Genomic DNA, 19,071 nt, shown 5'->3' on the forward strand with positions numbered 1-19,071 from the left:
TGGCATCTTTGTGGAGGAAAAATTATGAATCGAAATCAACGTGCAATTGATATCACTGTTGAGTTGTTAAAAAAACATGGGGTTCGCCATATTGTGATTAGTCCCGGAGCGACAAATTTAGCTTTTGTAAATGCAGTAAAGAATGATCCAGCATTCACATGCTATTCAATTGTTGACGAAAGAAGTGCTATTTACTTTGCTATTGGTCTTTATTTACAGACTGGTGAAATAATAGCTGCATCATGTACTAGTGCTCAGGCTACAAGAAATTATATTCCAGGTCTTACAGAAGCATTTTATAAAAGAGTACCTATTTTAGCCATTACAATGGAGAAGCATGTTAGATTTATTGGGCAGGAATACATGCAAGCTCCACATCAGATGTCTTTACCGGATGATAGTGTCAAGCAGAGTTTTGAAACTCCATTTGTTTCAGATGTTAATGATGAGTATCATTGTATAAGAGTGGTTAATGAAGCTATATTAAAAACCAAGGAAAAGAGCTATGGTCCAGTACAGCTTTGTATTCCGTGGTTAGATTTCCCTATTAAGGATGAACGACCTGAAATTAGAAAAATAGAACAATTATATGAGTGTGACTGTAAAGATATTAATCTTGGTAGCAAGAAAGTTCTTGTTGTTATTGGAGAGCATCTTCCATTTACAGAAGAAGAAAAGAAATCTATTGAATCATTTGCAGAAAAACATAACTGTGCAATTTATGCAAATCACCTTTCGAATTATGATGGTAAGTATGTTATAAATGCTAATCTTGGATTAACGACGCTGTCTATAGAAAACTTTATAAAAGATTATGCCCCTGATGTTATTATCACAATTGGCGGGCAGACAGGCGATTATCCATTATATTTACTTATTTCGAAGCCAGAATTAAAAGCAGAACATTGGAGGATATCTGAGGATGGTCAAATAGTAGATACATATGATAAGTTGACTAAAGTATTTTGTATGTCAGAAAAGTCATTTTTCAATGCCGTAGATAATACTAATTCAGATCATTCATTTTACGAAAAATTCAATTCTTTGTGTTTAAAGATGGATACAAATATTGAAGTTCCACTTTCAAATGCATATTTAGCACAGGAACTTCATACCATATTGCCAAAGAATAGTATAATGCAGTTCTCAATTCTTAATAGCTTGAGAGTATGGAATCTTTTTGATTTAGATCCGTCTATTCAATGTTATTCTAATGTGGGGGCATTTGGAATTGATGGTGGTTTATCAACATTAATTGGACAGAGCATTGCTACAGACAAGATGTCGTATATGATTATTGGAGATTTAGCATTTTATTATGATATGAATTCGCTAGGTATTAGACATATTAAGAATAATTTACGTGTTATAGTAATTAATAATAATGGTGGTGTAGAATTCAAATTAAGTGATGGTGATCATGCTGAAGTAGATAAGTATACTGCTGCTGCTAACCATTATAAAAATGCTAAAGGATGGGCAGAGACTTGTGGATTTAAATATATAGATGTGAGAAGCAAGGAAGATTTACAGAAAAATAAGAAACTCCTTGTAGAAGAGTCAGAACAGCCTATCGTTATGGAGATATTTGTCTCAGACGCAGATGATTATAAGGGTTATAAAAATATTGTAGATGCTAATAAAAAAGTATCTATGACTGATAAAATGAAAAAAGGTTTTGGCAAGCTTGTGAGATTTTAGTTTGGGAGATTAGATAAAATGGGATTAAAAAATAGACTCAGAAAAATAGTAAAGTTTTTCCGAGTAAGTGAAAAAATAGCGGTGCCTACAATTACAGACATGGAAAAGTTATTAGCGGGCAAAACAGCTCTTATAACAGGTGGGAGTAGTGGTATAGGATTAGCTATTGCTGAAAAGTTTGAGGCGGCAGGATGTCAGGTCATCATAGCAGGTACAAAGGAAGAAAAACTCAAGAAATGTTGTGAAAAGTTCGAGTCAGGTAGAGTAAAAGGCATTGTTCTTAATTTGAACGAAGTAGATAAATTCGGTGCTAAATTAGAGGAGGCTTTGTCTAAGTATCCAGATTCGAAGATTGATATTCTTGTTAATTGTGCTGGATATCATCCGCGTAAGGCTTTTTTTGACATTACAGAATCAGATTATGACAGGACCATGGATACGAATGTTAAGGGCACCTTCTTTATAAGCCAGACTATTGGAATGTATATGTTAAAGAATCATATTAAAGGGCATATTCTTAATATTAGTTCATCGTCAGCTTTGCGACCAGCTTGGTCTCCATATGAAATCTCAAAATGGTCTATTCGAGGCATGACAAAAGGGCTTGCTGATACTTTAATTCCTTTTGGTATTGTAGTGAATGCCATTGCCCCAGGTCCTACAGCGACGCCTATGATTGGTAGAGATTCAAAAGGTGATTTAGATTTTCCAAACAATCCAAGCGGACGATTTGCATCACCTGAGGAAATTGCTAATTTAGCGCTTATTCTTTCAAGTGACATGGGGAATTTAGTGGTTGGAGATACTTTGTATGCTACTGGTGGTAGTGGAGTTATTTCGTTGCATAGATAATAGATATATCTATAAATATAAAAGAGGATGTTAAAAAAATCCCATGAAAAAAGTAAGGAGTGAAATCTGATGGTGGCTTAATCCTTACCTTTTGTGGGATTTTTTACATCCCCTTTTATTGTTTTATGGACTTTAGTCTGTTGAGCCCTTCGGAATTTTTCGAGATACTAAAAGTGGAGATGGGCGAAATAATAAACATAATCGGTAAACCGTTTACAATTACGTCTCTATAGTAGGTTTAAATGAGGCTACGATTAAAAAATATATTCAGGATCAGGAAAAGTATGACATGATGCAGGATAAACCAAGTGTGAAGGAATACGAAGATTCGTTCAAAGAGTAGAGTGAAGAACATCCCCTTCAAGGGGCAGATGTAACGCGTCAAGAGCAACAGTGACTTGAGCGAAGAGAAAGTCAGAGCGCCTTGAGACGCTGCCTAGTAGCAAGGGCATATAGCCAGCGTCCCGAGCCACCCCTTTTAGGGGCGGTGGCGACTTATTTATCTTATCTTTTTAATTAGGGTATATGATGATTCAAAGGTGTTATTGTCAACAGTTAAATTGTCATTGTTTATTTCTGTCGACGTACAATTATCTAGAGCTAAAGTGCCAGATGATTTGCATACATTATCTACGAAAGTTAAAGTTCCAGTCGCAGATTGATTAAATTGATTTGTAAAATCACTATGTATAGTATTGCCCTTATATATGAAATCTACTTCAGACACATTTGTTGCATTTGATAATTTGCTTGAAGTATCAATTTCTGAATTATTAGTTGTAATAGTGCAATTGCTAGTGGCACCTATACTAAGCATGGACTTATTCAGGGTCATATTTATATTGCTACCGCTTAATAGATAGTTATAGTTTTTTCCGCCATAATCATTGATAATATATGAAAAGCTTTGTTTATTTGTAGAATCAACAAAGTTGCATTCGTTAAAGATTATATTTTTGTTAATGAAATCATTCTCTATATTTTCATTAGTATATATAACAGCATTCATGTCAATAATACTATTTTGACAATTATTATTAAAATTACAACGATTAAAAGTGAATACTGAGTCAGATTTAAAATCTCTGAATTTAACAATACAAGCTGCTGAACCTGAAATATTAAAATTGCAATTATTTAAATTTATGTTATTAAAGTTACCATTGAAAAAAGCTAATAGATTATTAGAATAATTCTCAAATAAATTGATATTACAGTGTGTAATAGTAATATCGTCTGCTACACATTTCCAAAAAGCTATAGCCTCATCGCTACAAGTGGTTGTAAAATTGCAATCTTTTATTTGTATATGTTGTAGAGTTGAATGCATGGAATCAGACCCACTAAACCATAAGCAGCCACCTACATTAGGAATATCTTTCCGAGAGATAATTCCACTTGCTGTATTATTTTTAAAATCACAGTTTATAATATTTATGTTACTGCTTGAACTTTCCTGAAACCATAACAAGTCACATTTCATAAAAGTTTTGTCATTTTCACTATGTGATGCTATAAATTTACAATTTTTAATAGTACAACTCTCAATATCACTTAGTGCTACAAGAATAGTTTCAGAATCTTTCAGTGCATGGTTAGACGAAGTTAGATAATAAAAATTAATATTCTCGATATTTAGTTTATACTTTATATCATGTCTGCTTAAATCGGTTAAGAAAATCCTTTTTGCTAATGGATTAAAGTTTGATGAGATGGAAAAATTAGTATTTCCTGTACCAACAATATTTAAGGATTTTAGCCAAACTTGATTTTCAAAAATATAATTTCCATCATTGAATTGCAATGTAGATATTTTTCCTTCAAAAAAACGTAATGCTTCATTCAGCCTTTTGGAGCAATCTTGCTCAGGAAAAATACCAATTGATGCAACATTTAAAGTAGGAGAATAGTTTAAATGTGCAATTAAGCCATTATGTAAACGAATATCAGTCATAGGTGATGTATAAGTTGAATCAATATAATAAGAAGCACCGCCATTGTCATTTCGAGAATAGTAGCCCTCTGTAGTGGCTTGATCACCTGAAGAAAGATTTGCTGCAATCATTTCGGTTATTGTTGGAAAAACAATTCCTTTAGTATTAGCTATTTGCACAATTTTCCCATACACGTTATAGGTATTATTTGAGTACTTTATGGAATCCCATTTAACTTCCATAGAAGGGCCAATAAATGCACTATAGTTGGGCGATGTAACAATAGCTGATTTTACTATTTCAGCATTATCAATTGATGTGTTGGTGTTTATCAACCCATCCCCAATACAAGTCATAGAACCAGTATCTGGATTTTCAATATAAAACATAGCCTCAACGTTACCTGATGATAAAGGACTAATATCGTCAGTTATGGTTTTGATATTTTTGGCAAATGCAAAGCAGAATAATGCTAGTGCAATAACTAAGAATATTTGTAATACTCGATTTTTGTAATGTAATGCGTAATGTGTAATCATCATAGGGTGTACCTCGTATTTATTATTTTATATCCAATAAAATGTTACCACCATCCAAAAAAGTTTTTCATAAAGTCCAGAAAGCTGTTGAAGTAGTCAAATATACTAGATTGCTTTTTGTTAGTGTTTTTATTAGCTTCTGTATCTTTAGCTGTGTTATTTGATTCAGATGGTTGCTGTTCTTTAGCTGTATTAGTTTTATTGTCGTTATTATTTTCTGCTACCGGAGTAGAGCTGCTGGTTGATTCTTCAACAGTATTTTCAGATTCTTTATCGGAAGGTTTGTCATGGGTGTTTATCTTTTCATCTATAACATTGCCTGTATTAGTTGGTTCAGGTACTTCCTTTTCAGATGTTGTATCTTGTTCATTTTGTTTTTGGTTATTTGATGTTGGGATAGACTCCTCGGAAATTGGTACACTAGGTGTCGCGTCATGTGGTGTCTCATTAGTTTGTGTCTCCTTTTGTGTTTCCATATTTAGGTTGATTTCGATATTTTTGTACTCATCAGGCAGAGAATCTGATTCAATGGAATAATGAACACTTTCGCCAGTTGTACTTCTGATATAAATAGATCTAAGGGAGTATTTTCCTGATACATAGTCAGAAGTAATATTGCAGCTTGCACTCCAGCTGTCATTGGAAGTATATACAAATTCTGATGACTGAAAATCGAAATACTTTCCTTGAGCTAAGCCAACATTTATATATTTATTAGCTCCATAGTTTGCAAAACAAACTTGGGCATATTCTATATCGTAATCTTCCTGTGATATGTATACAGAAATGACAGGGTTAGCATCACCCATGTTAAATGACTGGGTTGATTTAGAAAAGGAAATAGATGGAGCAAAGTCTTCCTTTTCCTCTGTTTTTTCAGCTTTACAGTATATACACAGTCCGTCATCCCCGTAAGTACAAGCTTCTATCTCTTCATAATCACAATGGATGGTTGCTGTTTCAGTGCTTTCTGTAGCCGCACTGTCCTCTGTGACATTATCTTCTGAGTCATCGGTAACATTATCACTATCTAATGGTGCTGTGCATCTTTTAGTATGTGTGCCATCTCCGTTATATTCATAAACAAAAACATGCTCATGCTCATTTGGTAGCTCATCTTCTTTTATTGTTTCATCATCAGATAAAGTATTCTCATTGATGCTATTTATAGTAGAAGGATTTTCAGATTGTTCCTTATCAGTATTGTTTAATGTTGTTCTGTCATTAGAAGCATTGCCGTCATTATCTTCTTCATTGGCAGGGATTTCAGAAGTTATCCCTGGTACTTGTGTAGTGGAATCCTTTGGCAAATCGCCAGGAACATCATTGTTAGCAGAGGAATCCTCTGATGATTCAATAGGTTTGACCACATCGCCATTTTCAGAACTAGGAAGAGTATTGGTATTTTCATCAGTAGGCCTGTCACTTTGGTTTAATTCTACTGAAGAGGGTTGTACATCAGTGGGGGTAGGTGAATTATTAAGTTCATCCGTTCCCGTGGCAAATGCCAATGCCGGATTAAAAGCTATAATTGTAATAATTAAAGCTGCATATAGTTTCTTCATATCTTACACCTAATCCTTTCATAGTGTAGTCATTACTATTAAAAGTTTAGGAAATCAATATGGAAAAACTGTGTGTCATTTATCATAAATTATTGAAAAAAGTATAGGAAAAATAAGGCTTTCCTACATATTGGGGTTGAGAAAAGTGGAATTCTAAATGTAGCGATAATCAACACTTTTCTCAACTTGTATATTAGTTTATCAGAAGAGAAATGTGTAATATATTATAAATAAATTACGGTAAAATGACTAAAGCGTGACGTTTTTAACAAAGATAACTTGTAATTAAAGAAAAATTGGGGTGAATGTACAATGTACTAAAATGGATTATATAGTACTAAAGTGATGAACAGTTGAAGAAATGGCTTTATTGATTTGTGTACTACAATAACTTGGGGTATAAGTATAAGAAGTTGACTTTTTATCTAATACCAGACGGGTGATAGACTATAAAAATAAATGATGGTATTATAAATACAGCAGATTTAGTAAACTAAGTAGAAGTCGGAGAAAAAATGGGAAATTACTTAAATCCAGGAAATGAAGAATTTAAAAGAATTATAAAGTCTTCTTATATTGATAAAACTGGACTAATTAGTATTATCAATTCAAAAATAGATACGAAGAAGAATCTTATATGTGTTAGTAGACCAAGGCGATTTGGAAAGTCATACGCTGCTCAGATGCTATGTGCTTATTATGATTGTACATGTGATTCTAAGGAATTGTTTGAGAAGTATAATATTGCAGCAACTTCAGATTTTACCACTTATTTAAATAAGTACAATGTTATATATTTGGATATAACCAGTTTTATTTCTACTATCAATAGTTCAGGATTAAGCATTGATTCTGTAGTTAAGTATATACAGGATTCTGTTATAAAAGAACTACATGCTGTTGAGAAAAACATTGACTTAACAGAGTCTTTTACGAATATTATTTTACAATTTGTTAATTTGACTGGTAAAAGGATTGTCTTTATCATAGACGAATGGGATGCTATAATTCGTGAAGCGAAGGATAATGATGCTCTGCAGAATGCTTATTTGAATTTGCTAAGAAGCTTATTTAAGAATGGCAATTTCACATCTAAAGCAATTGCAGCAGCTTATATGACAGGAATACTTCCAATAAAAAAGGATGGAACAGAATCTGCAGTGTCAGATTTTGATGAGTACACAATTATTAGTCCTGGAAAATTTGCAGAATACACAGGATTTACCGAAAAGGATATTTCTAAAATATGTTCAATTAACAACAATATTAGTGCGGATGATTTAAAGGCTTGGTATGATGGCTATTCTTTGGATGAGAGGAATACTATCTATAATCCATATTCTGTTATGCAAGCGGTTGAAAGGGGAAAACTAGAATCCTACTGGCGAAAAACCACCGCAGCAGAAACTTTGTTTACATATATAAATCTAGATTTTAAAGGCTTACAGGAAGATATAGCCAGATTAATAGCAGGTGAACAAATAGAAGTAGATGTTAATACCTTTAACAATGATGTGGAGTCTTTTAATAGTAAGGATGATGTATTAACTTTGCTTATTCATTTGGGATATTTAGCTTATGACAATGATGAACATATCGTGAGAATACCTAATAAAGAGGTTAGAATAGAATTTGAGGCGCTTCTTAAAAGTGAAAATAAATCTAGGTTGACTGACTTAGTTGTGCAATCACAGAAATTGTTTAATAAAACCTTAGATATGGATGGAGAAGCGGTTGCAGAAGCTATTGATAGGATTCGATGTTCTGAATATGCACCTACATTTTATAACAATGAACAGGCTTTACGTTATGTTATCAAATTTGCGTATATTAGTTGTGTAGATACTTACAATAGGGTTGAAGAACTTCCATCTGGTAAAGGTGTTGCCGATGTAGTTTATATACCTAATAATAGTAGAGTATTGCCGGGATTAATTGTTGAATTGAAATGGAATAAATCTGATAAGGCAGCCATCTCTCAAATTAAGGAAAAGAGTTATCCAAATGTTCTCAAGGATTATTGTGGAGATATTTTACTTGTTGGAATTAATTATGATGAAAAGACAAAAAAACATAGTTGTACAATAGAAAAATATAGTAAGTAAGAAAGAACCTCGCTTAATTACTCCAGCGAGGTTCTTCTTTCATAATCATTCATAAACAATGCCATGAACAAGAATAGGAATGCATACATATTTACCGTGCTTAGTGTGGTAAGTAGATACACAATGCAAAGTATCAGGCGGTCCTTATTGCCACGGGCTAATAAAAACATGCTGACTATGGCTAGTGTAACACCGATTAATCCAAGTATGCCTTCGTATGTAACTGCTTCAACAATACCTACATCTATAGCAGGGTAAGGGCGCCATTCTCCTGCAATGTAGCATTTTAATTCCTTGCGATCTAGAGCTCCCGCACCAAAACCAAATAAAGGAGATTGTTGAAGCGTGTAGCCAATACTTGTGAGCTGTACCTTTCTAGAACCAGTGCCTCCCTGGATAGAGCCTGCCGCTTTATCGTTTGCACCATAGCCATCTATACCTTCTGGGGCACCCTCGTTCAGATCAAAATCAAATCCCACTTCGTTCAGAATAGATTTTCCTGTACCAATATAGAAATATCTAAAATAAGGATTTCCAGCACAGTTGGTTCCGATGAATAGGAAAAGGGTTACTACAATAATGGCTGTGTTTCTGATAAATAAAATCAGTTTTCCTTTTTCTTTCAACAAAAACAATACATACACACCAAATATTATAGGCAAATAAAAGTAGTCAGCACGGGATCCAGTGTGTATCAGAGCCAAGATACATAGCCAAATTGATGCCAGATATCTCTTCTTATGATACATATTGTAAACATAGATAATAATAGGAAGAACAAGTACGCACATGTTGGCATATAACCCTGGCATTCCAAAAGTAGTGGTGGCGCGAAGCAATCCTAATCTTACATAGTGTTCGTTAATAACTTCTTTACCCACTGTATATAGTGCATCAAATGGCCTTACGAATGTAACGCTTTCAAAAATACCTATTATAAAAAATACTGTTGCTACCCTTACGATTATAAGGAACAGTTTGTCTATCTCTTCCTTAGTAGGTGACAGCATATAAAAAGCAACTAAGAAAAGTAACTGTTCAAAAATGATTAGAAAGATTGTCTTCACAGCTGCGGCATAAGTGCCTACATAATATAAATTAGCAGCAATTCTAAACAAAAAATATCCACCTATCAATAAGTACTCTTTTGGTATGGATTTTATATCTATTTTCTTAAATTGAATAGTTCGTTTCCTATTGATAAAAGCATAAATGAAAAACACGATAAACATCATTCGTGTAACTGTAAAAATAGGAAAGCTATTGTTAAAATCTATACCATAATATTCTGGTAAAAACAGCATACAAGGGATGAATAGATATAGATATTTTTTCTTAATGAAACAGATGATATTAGCAGCCAAAAGCCCTAATGAAAAAGTGATAAATATAATAATCCCTAACATAATAATTCTCCTAATTAAATTGAATTATATCAGAATGAATATCTAAAACAAAGAATTTTCACGGCAGATGAAAAACAAGCTTAAAATATATGTAAAAATAGACAAAAAACTAAAATTTTTGATGAAAATTATTTTGTGTAATACCAATGTACATATAGAGGCTCTGATGCTATAATTTAGAAGATTGCGAATATTCGCTATATTTAAACGGAGAGGATAAAAATATGTACAAAAATGAATTGGAAATCGATGTAGGAAGATGCCTTAGAGCATTACTAAAAAAGAAAAAGTTTATTGCTTTAATGACAGCACTATTTTTTATAGTTGGTATTGGCCTTACACTTGATATTGGACAGGATATGTACACTTCTAATGCTACTGTTTATGCACAGACTGACGGTACATTTACTGACGCAGCAAATGCGGTTACAGCCATGAATGCTTATCTTGATGTTGCTAAATCTTACAGAGTATGCCAAAGAGCTGCCCTTATCGTTGGACGTAATGATATTGCAGCTACAGATGTTCAGGATGCTGTTACAGTCTTTACATCAGGAACAAAGTCATCATCTAGTACAGTTACAAACTTCATGAACAGTTCAGCTACTATTATTACATTTTCTGCAACTACTGCAGATGCTGCACTTTCAATGGAAATAGCAGATGCTATGGCAGAATCATATGCTACAGAAATGGAAAGTATCCTTAGTACAGACGCCGTTAAGACACTTGATTCAGCTGTTACATATACAAAGACAACAGATGCTCAGTTAGAGGCATGGAAGAACAGAATTTTTGTTGCATTAATTGGTGCAGTTATTGCTTGTCTTGTAATTGTTGCTTGTGAGATTTTTGATAGAAAGGTACGTACAGTACGTGAAGCAACTATCAGGGAGAATATTCCTGTACTTGGTATCATTCCAGATTACAAAGAATAGGAGAAGAAGTGGTGAAAAAACTAGATATTTACAGAAATGATAATTACATATTAAATGATGCATTCGATCAGGCTGTTATGAACATTCACATTCTTAAAAAGCAGCATGGATATAAGAGCTTTGTTATCACAGGCTGCGAAACAGGAGATGGAACAACAACAGTAGCTATTAACCTTGCAGCAGCATTTGCAAGTGCAGGCTACAAAACAGTTCTTATCGATGGAGATATGAGAAAAAAGAATCGTTATAAGAGACTTAACGAAAACACATCAGAAGGTCTTTCTGATTACCTTATGGATAGAGTAACTCTTGATAAAGTGATCACTGAGACTACTACAGAGAATCTTTCATATATTCCATGTGGTGAGCTTATCGATAATCCTGTTAGATTACTTTGCTCTAGCAAAATGAACGTAGCTCGTACAGAGCTTGAAGATTCTTTTGATTTCATCATTTTTGATATGCCAGCAGTAAATGCAGCTATGGATGCAAAGGTTATGTCAGTTAATGTTGATGCTACTATTTTAGTTTCAGCTATTAACGAAACAAGCAAAAAGGGCTTATATTCAGCAGCTAACACTTTAGCTGAGGCTGACGCTAATGTTATTGGAACAATCGTTAACAAAATGGATATGGACCAGTACACTTCTTATCGTGAGGATTATGATTATTTCCGCAAGGAAAAATATGTAAAAAAGAATAAGAAGGCAAAGTAGAGGAGAGGATAATGAAAAAGATTAATTCAATTTTAAAGACACTTTTTGTTTGCCTTTTCACAGTAGTTATTGTAGGGGCTAATACATCATTTGTTTCTTTTGCAACAGAAGTTGAAGCACCAGAGGCTCAGGCAGAACAGGTTGCTGAAGAGCCGGTAGCTGAAGTACAGGCTGCACCAGCACCAGCAGAAGGTTCAGCTATTGCTATCGTAGAAGTAGAAAGCTACACAATTGAAGGTGGAATGCTTGAGGCTGGTAAGGATGTCACAGTTAATTTCAACTTACATAACACTAGCAGCAGTTCTAGCGCAACAAGCATAATCATGACAATGAACAGCTCATCTGGAATGATTTATCCAGTTTATGGTACAGATAACCAGATTTACGTAGGTTCAATCGGCGCTGGCAAGACTAAGACAGTTTCAGTACCTGTTACTGTAAGCTCTTTCTTCAGATCTGATTCAGTAGATATTACATGTCAGTTTGATTACATAACATCAAACAACAAGATGGCTAATACTTCAACAATTGTTATTCCTGCTTCAGGTGGAACAACACTTGGTGTTAAATCAATCGATTTATCATCACACGCTATTGTAAACGGTAAGTCATTACTTAGCTTTAGATACGCTAACAACAGTGAGGTAAACATCACTGATGCTAAGCTTGTTATCGAAGGAAATGTATCTAAGAACAGTAAGGCAATTAAGCTTGATACAGTTTATGCTGGTAAGAGCTACAACAAAGATTTCTATGTTACATTCGTAGAGGATGGCGACCAGGAGATAACAGTTACTCTTGAGTACACAGATATTGATGGTGAAGAAGTAAGCACAACACTTGGCACATACAGAATCCTTGTTAGTAAGGAAACAGAAGAGGACATCATTCCAACATCAGACAGAGTACTTTCATTGGCTGGGAAAGTAGGCGCGTTGGTAGTTCTTGTTTGTGCTGCGTTTGTAGTATTTAAATACATTAAGAAACATTAATTGTTTTTAGTTGAGGGAGAAAGAAATGAAAATAGCAATGATAGGTCATAAGCGTATACCTTCCCGTGAAGGTGGTGTTGAAATAGTAGTAGAAGAGCTTGCTACTAAGATGGTTGCGGAAGGCCACGACGTATATGCTTATAACAGGGCTGGTCATCATGTCTCGGGTGCTGAAAATGATGGTAAGAAGCTCAAAGAGTATAAAGGCATTCATATTATCACAGTGCCTACATCAGAAAAGAAGAGCTTGAATGCGGTGATATATTCAATACTTGCAACAATCCATGCACTGTTTTGTCATTACGACGTAATTCACTATCATGCTTCTGGCCCATGCGCAATGCTGTGGCTTCCACATTTGTTTGGAATACATACAGTGGCTACTATTCATGGTATAGATAGTCAACGTGCTAAATGGGGCGGCTTCGCTACTATATATCTTGAGTTTGGTGAAAAATGTGCAGCTAAATACGCTGATGAGCTTATTGTTTTATCAGAGGGAAACAAACAGTACTTTAAGGAAAAATACGGAAGAGAAGCGACCCTCATTCCTAATGGTGTTTCCCAGCCAGATGTTCTAAATGCAAATATCATTACAGAAAAGTTTGGCTTGAAAAAAGATGATTACATCTTATTTCTTGCTCGTATAGTTCCAGAAAAAGGCCTGCATTATCTTATCAAGGCATACAAGCAGATTCGCACAGATAAAAAGCTTGTTATTGTTGGCGGTACCAGCCACAGTAATGATTATGTTGCCAAGATAAAAAAGGCAGCCAGGGATGATGACAGAATAATGCTTCTAGGCTTTCAGCAAGGAGAAGTATTAGAGGAACTTTATTCTAACGCATATTTATATGTACTTCCTAGTGATGTAGAGGGCATGCCTATTTCATTACTTGAAGCAATGAGTTATGGTAATTGTTGTTTGGTTAGCGATATTAACGAAACAGCAGGAGTAGTTCAGGATAAAGGTATTACATTTAAGAAGGGCGATGTTGAGGATCTCAAAAATAAACTGATTGAATTGTTAGATGATGAAACTATGGTTAGAACATACAAAGGACAGGCAGCTAGTTTTATTCTTAATAAATACAATTGGGATGATATTGTAAAACGTACCATTCAGCTTTATAAATGCGGGGTCAAAGCTATTTAGCGAGTTATGAAAAGTATAGCAATTATTACACCATGTATTCTTCCAGTACCAGCAGTTAATGGTGGTGCAGTAGAGGAACTGGTTACACATTTAATTAATACAAATGAAACATCTAAGGAGATGGCGATTGATTTATATTCAATCGCCAATAACTCCTATTCAAATTTTTCATATACGAATACAAACATAATTCAAATATTCCCTACTAATATCGATATTACAACAGATAGATTTATAGACATATTTAATCGCAGATTCTTTTCTAATAGCTTTAGAATAATTGATATGGAAATAGCTAGAGCTTTTAAGAATAGATTAGAAACACTTGAAAAAGAATATGACGCAGTGATAGTAGAAAACCAAATGTCTACTGCTCTTGAAATAATGCAGATTAGAAATGATGGTTATAGTTTTCCTATCTATTTTCACATGCATAATGATATAGATGTATACCGTAGTCCACAGTACTGCAAACAGCTTGCAGCTGGTGGAGTTCAGTTTATAGCAGTAAGTAATTATATAAAATCTCAGATTTTAAAGCATGCACCAAGGGCAATGGTACATGTACTTTACAATGGTGTTGATTTTTCAAAATATACATTAGTTGAATTAAATGATAATAAGCCTATTCATTTCCTTTACGCTGGAAGAGTTATCTCTGAAAAGGGCGTGCTTGAGCTTGTTAAGGCATTTGATAAGGTAACAGCTGATGCAACATTAGATATTATAGGATTTTCAAATAGGCCTACCAGATATGAGAAAAAGATATTAAGCCTTGCAAAAAAATCATCTAAAAAAATCAAATGCAAAAAAAGAATAGCTACATCCCAAATGGCTGAAAAATACAGTGATTATGATGTTGTTGTTATGCCTACCATATCCGAAGAACCATTTGGATTGGTAGCCCTTGAAACAATAGCAAAAGGCATGCCACTTATTACAACTAATTCCGGAGCACTTCCAGAGGTTGTTGGTGATATGGCATTAGTCATAGATAAAAATAAAGATTTCATACATAATCTTACCTGTGCCATGGATGATTTGGCATCGGATTTTGGCAAGAGAGAGCAGCTTGGCAAAAAATGTCAAAATCTGGCAAAAAAAATGGTGGAGTTTAACATAGATTCATACTATGATAGTTTGGTGAGTTTCCTGGGAAACACTAATTTAGAGGATAAACTGGTCTCGATAATTGTTCCAGTTTACAATATAGCGGAGTTTTTAAGCCGCTGTATTGATTCTATCCTGGCACAAACTCATAGCAGCATAGAACTAATCCTGGTGGATGACGGATCTACGGATGAAAGCTCACAGATATGTGATGCTTATGGAAGAAAAGACAAACGTATAAAAGTAATCCATCAGCCTAATCAAGGCTTATCTTCAGCGAGAAACGCAGGGCTTGATATAGCATCTGGTGACTACGTATTTTTTGTAGATGGTGATGATTCCATTGAACCTACTACAATTGAAAATCTGTTATTAGTATCAGATAACACTAAAGCAGATGTGGTCGCATGTGGCTTTTCACATGTGGGTGATGGATATTTTAATGGTGATGAAGCAGAAAAAAGATTTACTAGTGATAAACCAGGTATTTGGGATGGCGTAGATGCTGTAGTTCAAATGATGACAACAAACAATGTTTGCACAGTGGCTTGGAATAAGCTATACAAAAGAAATCTTTTTGAAGGGGTTCGCTATCCAGTGGGTAAGCTTCATGAGGATGAATTTACAACACATAAACTACTATATAAATCAAAGATAGTTACTTACGTTCCACACATGTATTACAAATATTATCAGCGTTACAAAGGTATTATGTCTGAAGCGCTTATTAATAGATACAGTGACTATTTAGATGCCATTATGGATAGAATGGATTATTTCAAAGAAAATGGTGAGAATAGTTTGGTGGAATACAGTCGTATTACACTTTTAGAATACATAAAATACGTTTACAGAAACACAAAAGATAAAGATTTAAGGAGACACCTAAACCGAGAATACAAGTTTTTGCTAGATGATGGAGTCCCTAAGGTTGCGGGAAGCAAAAAGCGAATAGCTCTTTGGTTATGGAATTATATTAAGTATTAGCCTATGAATATTAATCCAAAAATATCGGTAGTGATACCAACATTTAATTCAGAAAAATATATATTTGATTGTATAGAAGCCACTATTAATCAAACTTATAGAAATATTGAGATAATGATTATCGATGATGGCTCTACAGATGGAACTTTTTCTTTGCTACAGAAATATGCATTAAATGATTCCAGAATTAAGCTTTTTAAACAGGCTAATAAAGGAGTTTCTACTGCTAGAAACAAAGGTATTCAAAACGCCACTGGAGATTATATCGTTTTCTTTGATGCAGATGATATTCCAGAATTGGATTTAGTGGAATCCTATGTAAAGGCTTTACAAGAATGGCAAGAAAAGCAGGTGGCTTTTATATGCACCGGGATGTTTTTTGATAATCAATACAACAAATATGTGGGAGATAAGATATACATTTTAGAGGTTGCTCATGGATATATAGAAGGAGAGAATTACATTCTTTCACGAAGCTCCGCAGCAACATTGGCTTGGCTTAAGCTTTTTAATTTTGTAACCAACAAATGCTATGAATTGGAATTTATTAGAAAGAATAATATCCTTTTTGATGAGAGTATCCATATAGGAGAGGATCTTAAGTTTAATCTTGATTATCTTGATGCTGATTTAGGAAATATCGGTATGATTAACAGGCCTCTATATCATTATGTGAAGCGCACTAACAATAGCCTTTCTATTTCATACCACAACATGGATTTGGAAGATACTAAGGCTATCTACAAAAGGTTTATTAATTGGGAAGTAAATCAAAAAAATGTAACTGTAGACAATACTTTGGTTGTTAAAGCTATTTTCATAAATGATTGGATTAGCAGATTGACCGCCTTATATGAGGAACACAGACATGATAAAACATGCGATTTGGCTAAGATAACGCTTAGGCATGATTTGCAAAGTGTAGAATTTCAGCGCATGTTAAAAGAGATTCATAAGGCAAAAAAAATAAGCACACTTAGATATATGTGTTTAAGGACTGGGGTCTTTGAAGTATTCTATTTCTTCAGGGGCATTTATCAGTTATTGAAGGGGTAGAGAATAGATATATGAAAAAAAAGATTCTTTTGATGAATGATTTAATCGTTGGTGGTGGAGTTGAAAAGCTTATGTACGACCTGGTTATGGCTTGGCACGAGAAATACGATATCACAGTAATGTCATACAGGTATGATGACAGGTTTTATGATATTTACCCAAGCGATGTAAAATATCTATCAGAAAGTGTGCCAAGAGAATATAAAAGTAATCCTTTTGTACATGTATTAAGTTCAATAAATCGCAGAATTTATGGGGCGACTATTGTTCGAAGAATAGAAAAAATGGGATTTGATGTGATGCTTTGTATGAAGGATGGCGGCACCATGTGGTCAGGGCTGAAATACAACATCCCAGTTAAATATGCATGGAATCACACTGATTACAACAGCCATTATTACACCTTATCTACCTTTGGCAGTGCGGAGGCTGAGGTAGAAGCCATGCAGCAATATAAGAATATTGTCTGTGTTTCCCAGGATATTAAAAAGGGTGTATGTGATGTGATTGGTGATCCTGGAAACCTGATTGTTAAATATAATCCAATCAATGTAGAAAATATTTTGGAAAAGGCTAAGGAGCCTGTTGTTGATATTGATTCTTTGGATTTGCCAAAGGATGCTCAGCCTGTCAGATTTGTATCGGTAGGCCGCTTAAATGAGCAAAAGGGCTATACATTTTTGATAGAGGCTTGCAAGGCTTTGGAGGATGAGGGATACAACTTCGAAGTGATTGTTGTTGGCGCCCAGGAGGAATGGGGCGAGGAAACAAGACGTATAGATGAAGCCATGAGAAGAACCGGTGCAAAAAAAATCAAATTTATCGGTGGTCGCAGCAATTCTTACAAATACATGGCTATTGCAGACTGGTTTATTTCCACTTCCATATATGAAGGGTATTCGTTGGTTAGCCAGGAGGCAGCAGTGCTTGATGTGCCTCTGATGCTCACTGATTGTTCAGGTGTGAGAGAGCTATTAGGTGATAGTGAGTACGGAATTGTGATGCCAATCAATGTAGTAGGCATTTACAAATCCATGAAGAGAGTTTTGGATAATCCAGAGCTTAGAGAATATTACAAAAACAAAATAATGGAAAGAAAATCCATTATTACTTATCAAGAGCGAATTCGCGAAATTGAAAAGCTTATAGAGGGCTAATATGGAAAAACAATGGACTACGGTGATTGAGCCCAAGGCTCCACTGCTTAGCATTCCTGTTAGGGAGATAATTAAATATAGAGAGCTTATCTGGACACTTGTAAAACGTAATTACGAAGTGCAATACAAGCAGACTATTCTTGGTCCACTTTGGCTGATTTTTAATCTAATTATAAACTCAGGAATTTTTTCCTTTGTATTTGGCTACGTAGGTAATTTTGCTACAGATGGTACACCATATTTCCTGTTTTTTATGACAGGTAGTGTGGTGTGGGATTTCTTCGCAAATTGTTTTACCAGCAATACGTCTGTGTTAATGGATAACAGCTATTTGTTTGGCAAGGTATATTTCCCAAGATTGATAATGCCTATTGCAAATATATTATTTAATGCAATTAGAAATGGCATCAAATTCCTTGTAACTATTTTTGTTTGGCTTATTTTTTATTTAAATGGTGATGTGGCAATGATTTCAGTTAGGATTATTGGCATTATTCCACTGGCATTAATTGCAGGATTGCTTGGAGCAGCGATGGGAATGATAGTATCCTGTCTTACCATTAAGTATCGTGATTTTACACATGTGACTGGAATAGCAATTACGGTTCTTATGTATGCATCCCCTGTTATGTACACTACAAGTCAATTGCCAGAAGCTATTAGAAATTATGTATATATCAATCCTATGTCTGCGGTAGTGGAGGCTTTTAGGTATTGTGTGATAGCTTCAGGTCAGATTAACTATATGGCATTGATATACAGTATCGTATTTACGATAATCACCGGAGGGATTGCAATAGTATTATTTAATCAAACTGAAAAGAATTATATAGATATTATTTAGAAAATACATAGGG

General features: G+C 34.4%; 14 protein-coding genes and 1 pseudogene. 12 read left to right on the forward strand and 3 right to left on the reverse strand.

Translation table 11 applies throughout. From position 1 onward, the window contains the following. Positions 1–24 precede the first annotated feature (24 nt). The 3 genes and pseudogenes from G611_RS13430 to G611_RS15535 all read left to right on the forward strand — a co-directional run. On the forward strand, positions 25–1,701 hold the full coding sequence (locus G611_RS13430; RefSeq protein ID WP_036947635.1) for a thiamine pyrophosphate-binding protein: 1,677 nt from the start codon (positions 25–27) through the stop codon (positions 1,699–1,701). 99 nt (positions 1,702–1,800) lie between these two features. Beyond that, positions 1,801–2,553 carry an SDR family NAD(P)-dependent oxidoreductase gene (locus G611_RS0100510; protein WP_196801516.1) on the forward strand — a complete coding sequence of 251 codons (753 nt, stop codon included), beginning with the start codon at positions 1,801–1,803 and terminating at the stop codon, positions 2,551–2,553. Between the two features lie 220 nt (positions 2,554–2,773). Further along, positions 2,774–2,896, forward strand: a pseudogene (locus G611_RS15535) (IS200/IS605 family transposase); the annotation flags it as partial. A gap of 156 nt (positions 2,897–3,052) precedes the next feature. On the opposite strand, the gene G611_RS0100515 reads toward G611_RS15535, so the two are convergent. Then, positions 3,053–5,029, reverse strand: coding sequence for a hypothetical protein (locus tag G611_RS0100515; RefSeq protein WP_028241934.1), 1,977 nt, complete (start codon positions 5,027–5,029; stop codon positions 3,053–3,055). A gap of 41 nt (positions 5,030–5,070) precedes the next feature. Continuing rightward, entirely contained in the window at positions 5,071–6,591 is a 1,521-nt protein-coding gene (locus tag G611_RS0100520; RefSeq protein ID WP_028241935.1) for a hypothetical protein, read from the reverse strand. Between the two features lie 515 nt (positions 6,592–7,106). Here G611_RS0100520 and G611_RS0100525 point away from each other — a divergent pair. Continuing rightward, a complete protein-coding gene (locus tag G611_RS0100525) occupies positions 7,107–8,696 on the forward strand; it encodes an AAA family ATPase (protein ID WP_028241936.1) in 1,590 nt (529 codons plus the stop codon). A gap of 17 nt (positions 8,697–8,713) precedes the next feature. Here G611_RS0100525 and G611_RS0100530 read toward each other — a convergent pair whose 3' ends face one another. Continuing rightward, positions 8,714–10,102, reverse strand: a complete 1,389-nt coding sequence (locus tag G611_RS0100530; RefSeq protein ID WP_028241937.1) for a hypothetical protein — start codon at positions 10,100–10,102, stop codon at positions 8,714–8,716. Between the two features lie 224 nt (positions 10,103–10,326). Between G611_RS0100530 and G611_RS0100535 the strand changes: the two genes are divergently transcribed. Genes G611_RS0100535 through G611_RS0100570 form a run of 8 tightly spaced genes read left to right on the forward strand, consistent with a single transcriptional unit; the run spans position 10,327 to position 19,058 of the window. Continuing rightward, on the forward strand, positions 10,327–11,040 hold the full coding sequence (locus G611_RS0100535) for a Wzz/FepE/Etk N-terminal domain-containing protein (RefSeq protein ID WP_028241938.1): 714 nt from the start codon (positions 10,327–10,329) through the stop codon (positions 11,038–11,040). Between the two features lie 11 nt (positions 11,041–11,051). Continuing rightward, positions 11,052–11,756 carry a CpsD/CapB family tyrosine-protein kinase gene (locus G611_RS0100540; protein ID WP_028241939.1) on the forward strand — a complete coding sequence of 235 codons (705 nt, stop codon included), beginning with the start codon at positions 11,052–11,054 and terminating at the stop codon, positions 11,754–11,756. 11 nt (positions 11,757–11,767) lie between these two features. Further along, positions 11,768–12,748, forward strand: coding sequence for a hypothetical protein (locus tag G611_RS0100545; RefSeq protein WP_028241940.1), 981 nt, complete (start codon positions 11,768–11,770; stop codon positions 12,746–12,748). Positions 12,749–12,773: 25 nt separating this feature from the next. After that, on the forward strand, positions 12,774–13,904 hold the full coding sequence (locus G611_RS0100550) for a glycosyltransferase family 4 protein (protein WP_028241941.1): 1,131 nt from the start codon (positions 12,774–12,776) through the stop codon (positions 13,902–13,904). A gap of 6 nt (positions 13,905–13,910) precedes the next feature. Then, positions 13,911–16,001, forward strand: coding sequence for a glycosyltransferase (locus G611_RS15035; RefSeq protein ID WP_051194982.1), 2,091 nt, complete (start codon positions 13,911–13,913; stop codon positions 15,999–16,001). Between the two features lie 3 nt (positions 16,002–16,004). After that, positions 16,005–17,057 (forward strand): glycosyltransferase family 2 protein, encoded by a 1,053-nt coding sequence (locus G611_RS0100560; protein ID WP_081656924.1) that lies wholly within the window; start codon positions 16,005–16,007, stop codon positions 17,055–17,057. An 11-nt stretch (positions 17,058–17,068) separates the two neighbouring features. Continuing rightward, positions 17,069–18,214 (forward strand): glycosyltransferase, encoded by a 1,146-nt coding sequence (locus G611_RS0100565; RefSeq protein WP_028241943.1) that lies wholly within the window; start codon positions 17,069–17,071, stop codon positions 18,212–18,214. Between the two features lies 1 nt (position 18,215). After that, complete coding sequence (locus G611_RS0100570; protein ID WP_028241944.1) at positions 18,216–19,058, forward strand: ABC transporter permease; 843 nt, start codon at positions 18,216–18,218, stop codon at positions 19,056–19,058. Positions 19,059–19,071 lie beyond the last annotated feature (13 nt).

Source organism: Pseudobutyrivibrio ruminis AD2017, assembly GCF_000424305.1.
Lineage (GTDB): Bacteria > Bacillota > Clostridia > Lachnospirales > Lachnospiraceae > Pseudobutyrivibrio > Pseudobutyrivibrio ruminis_B.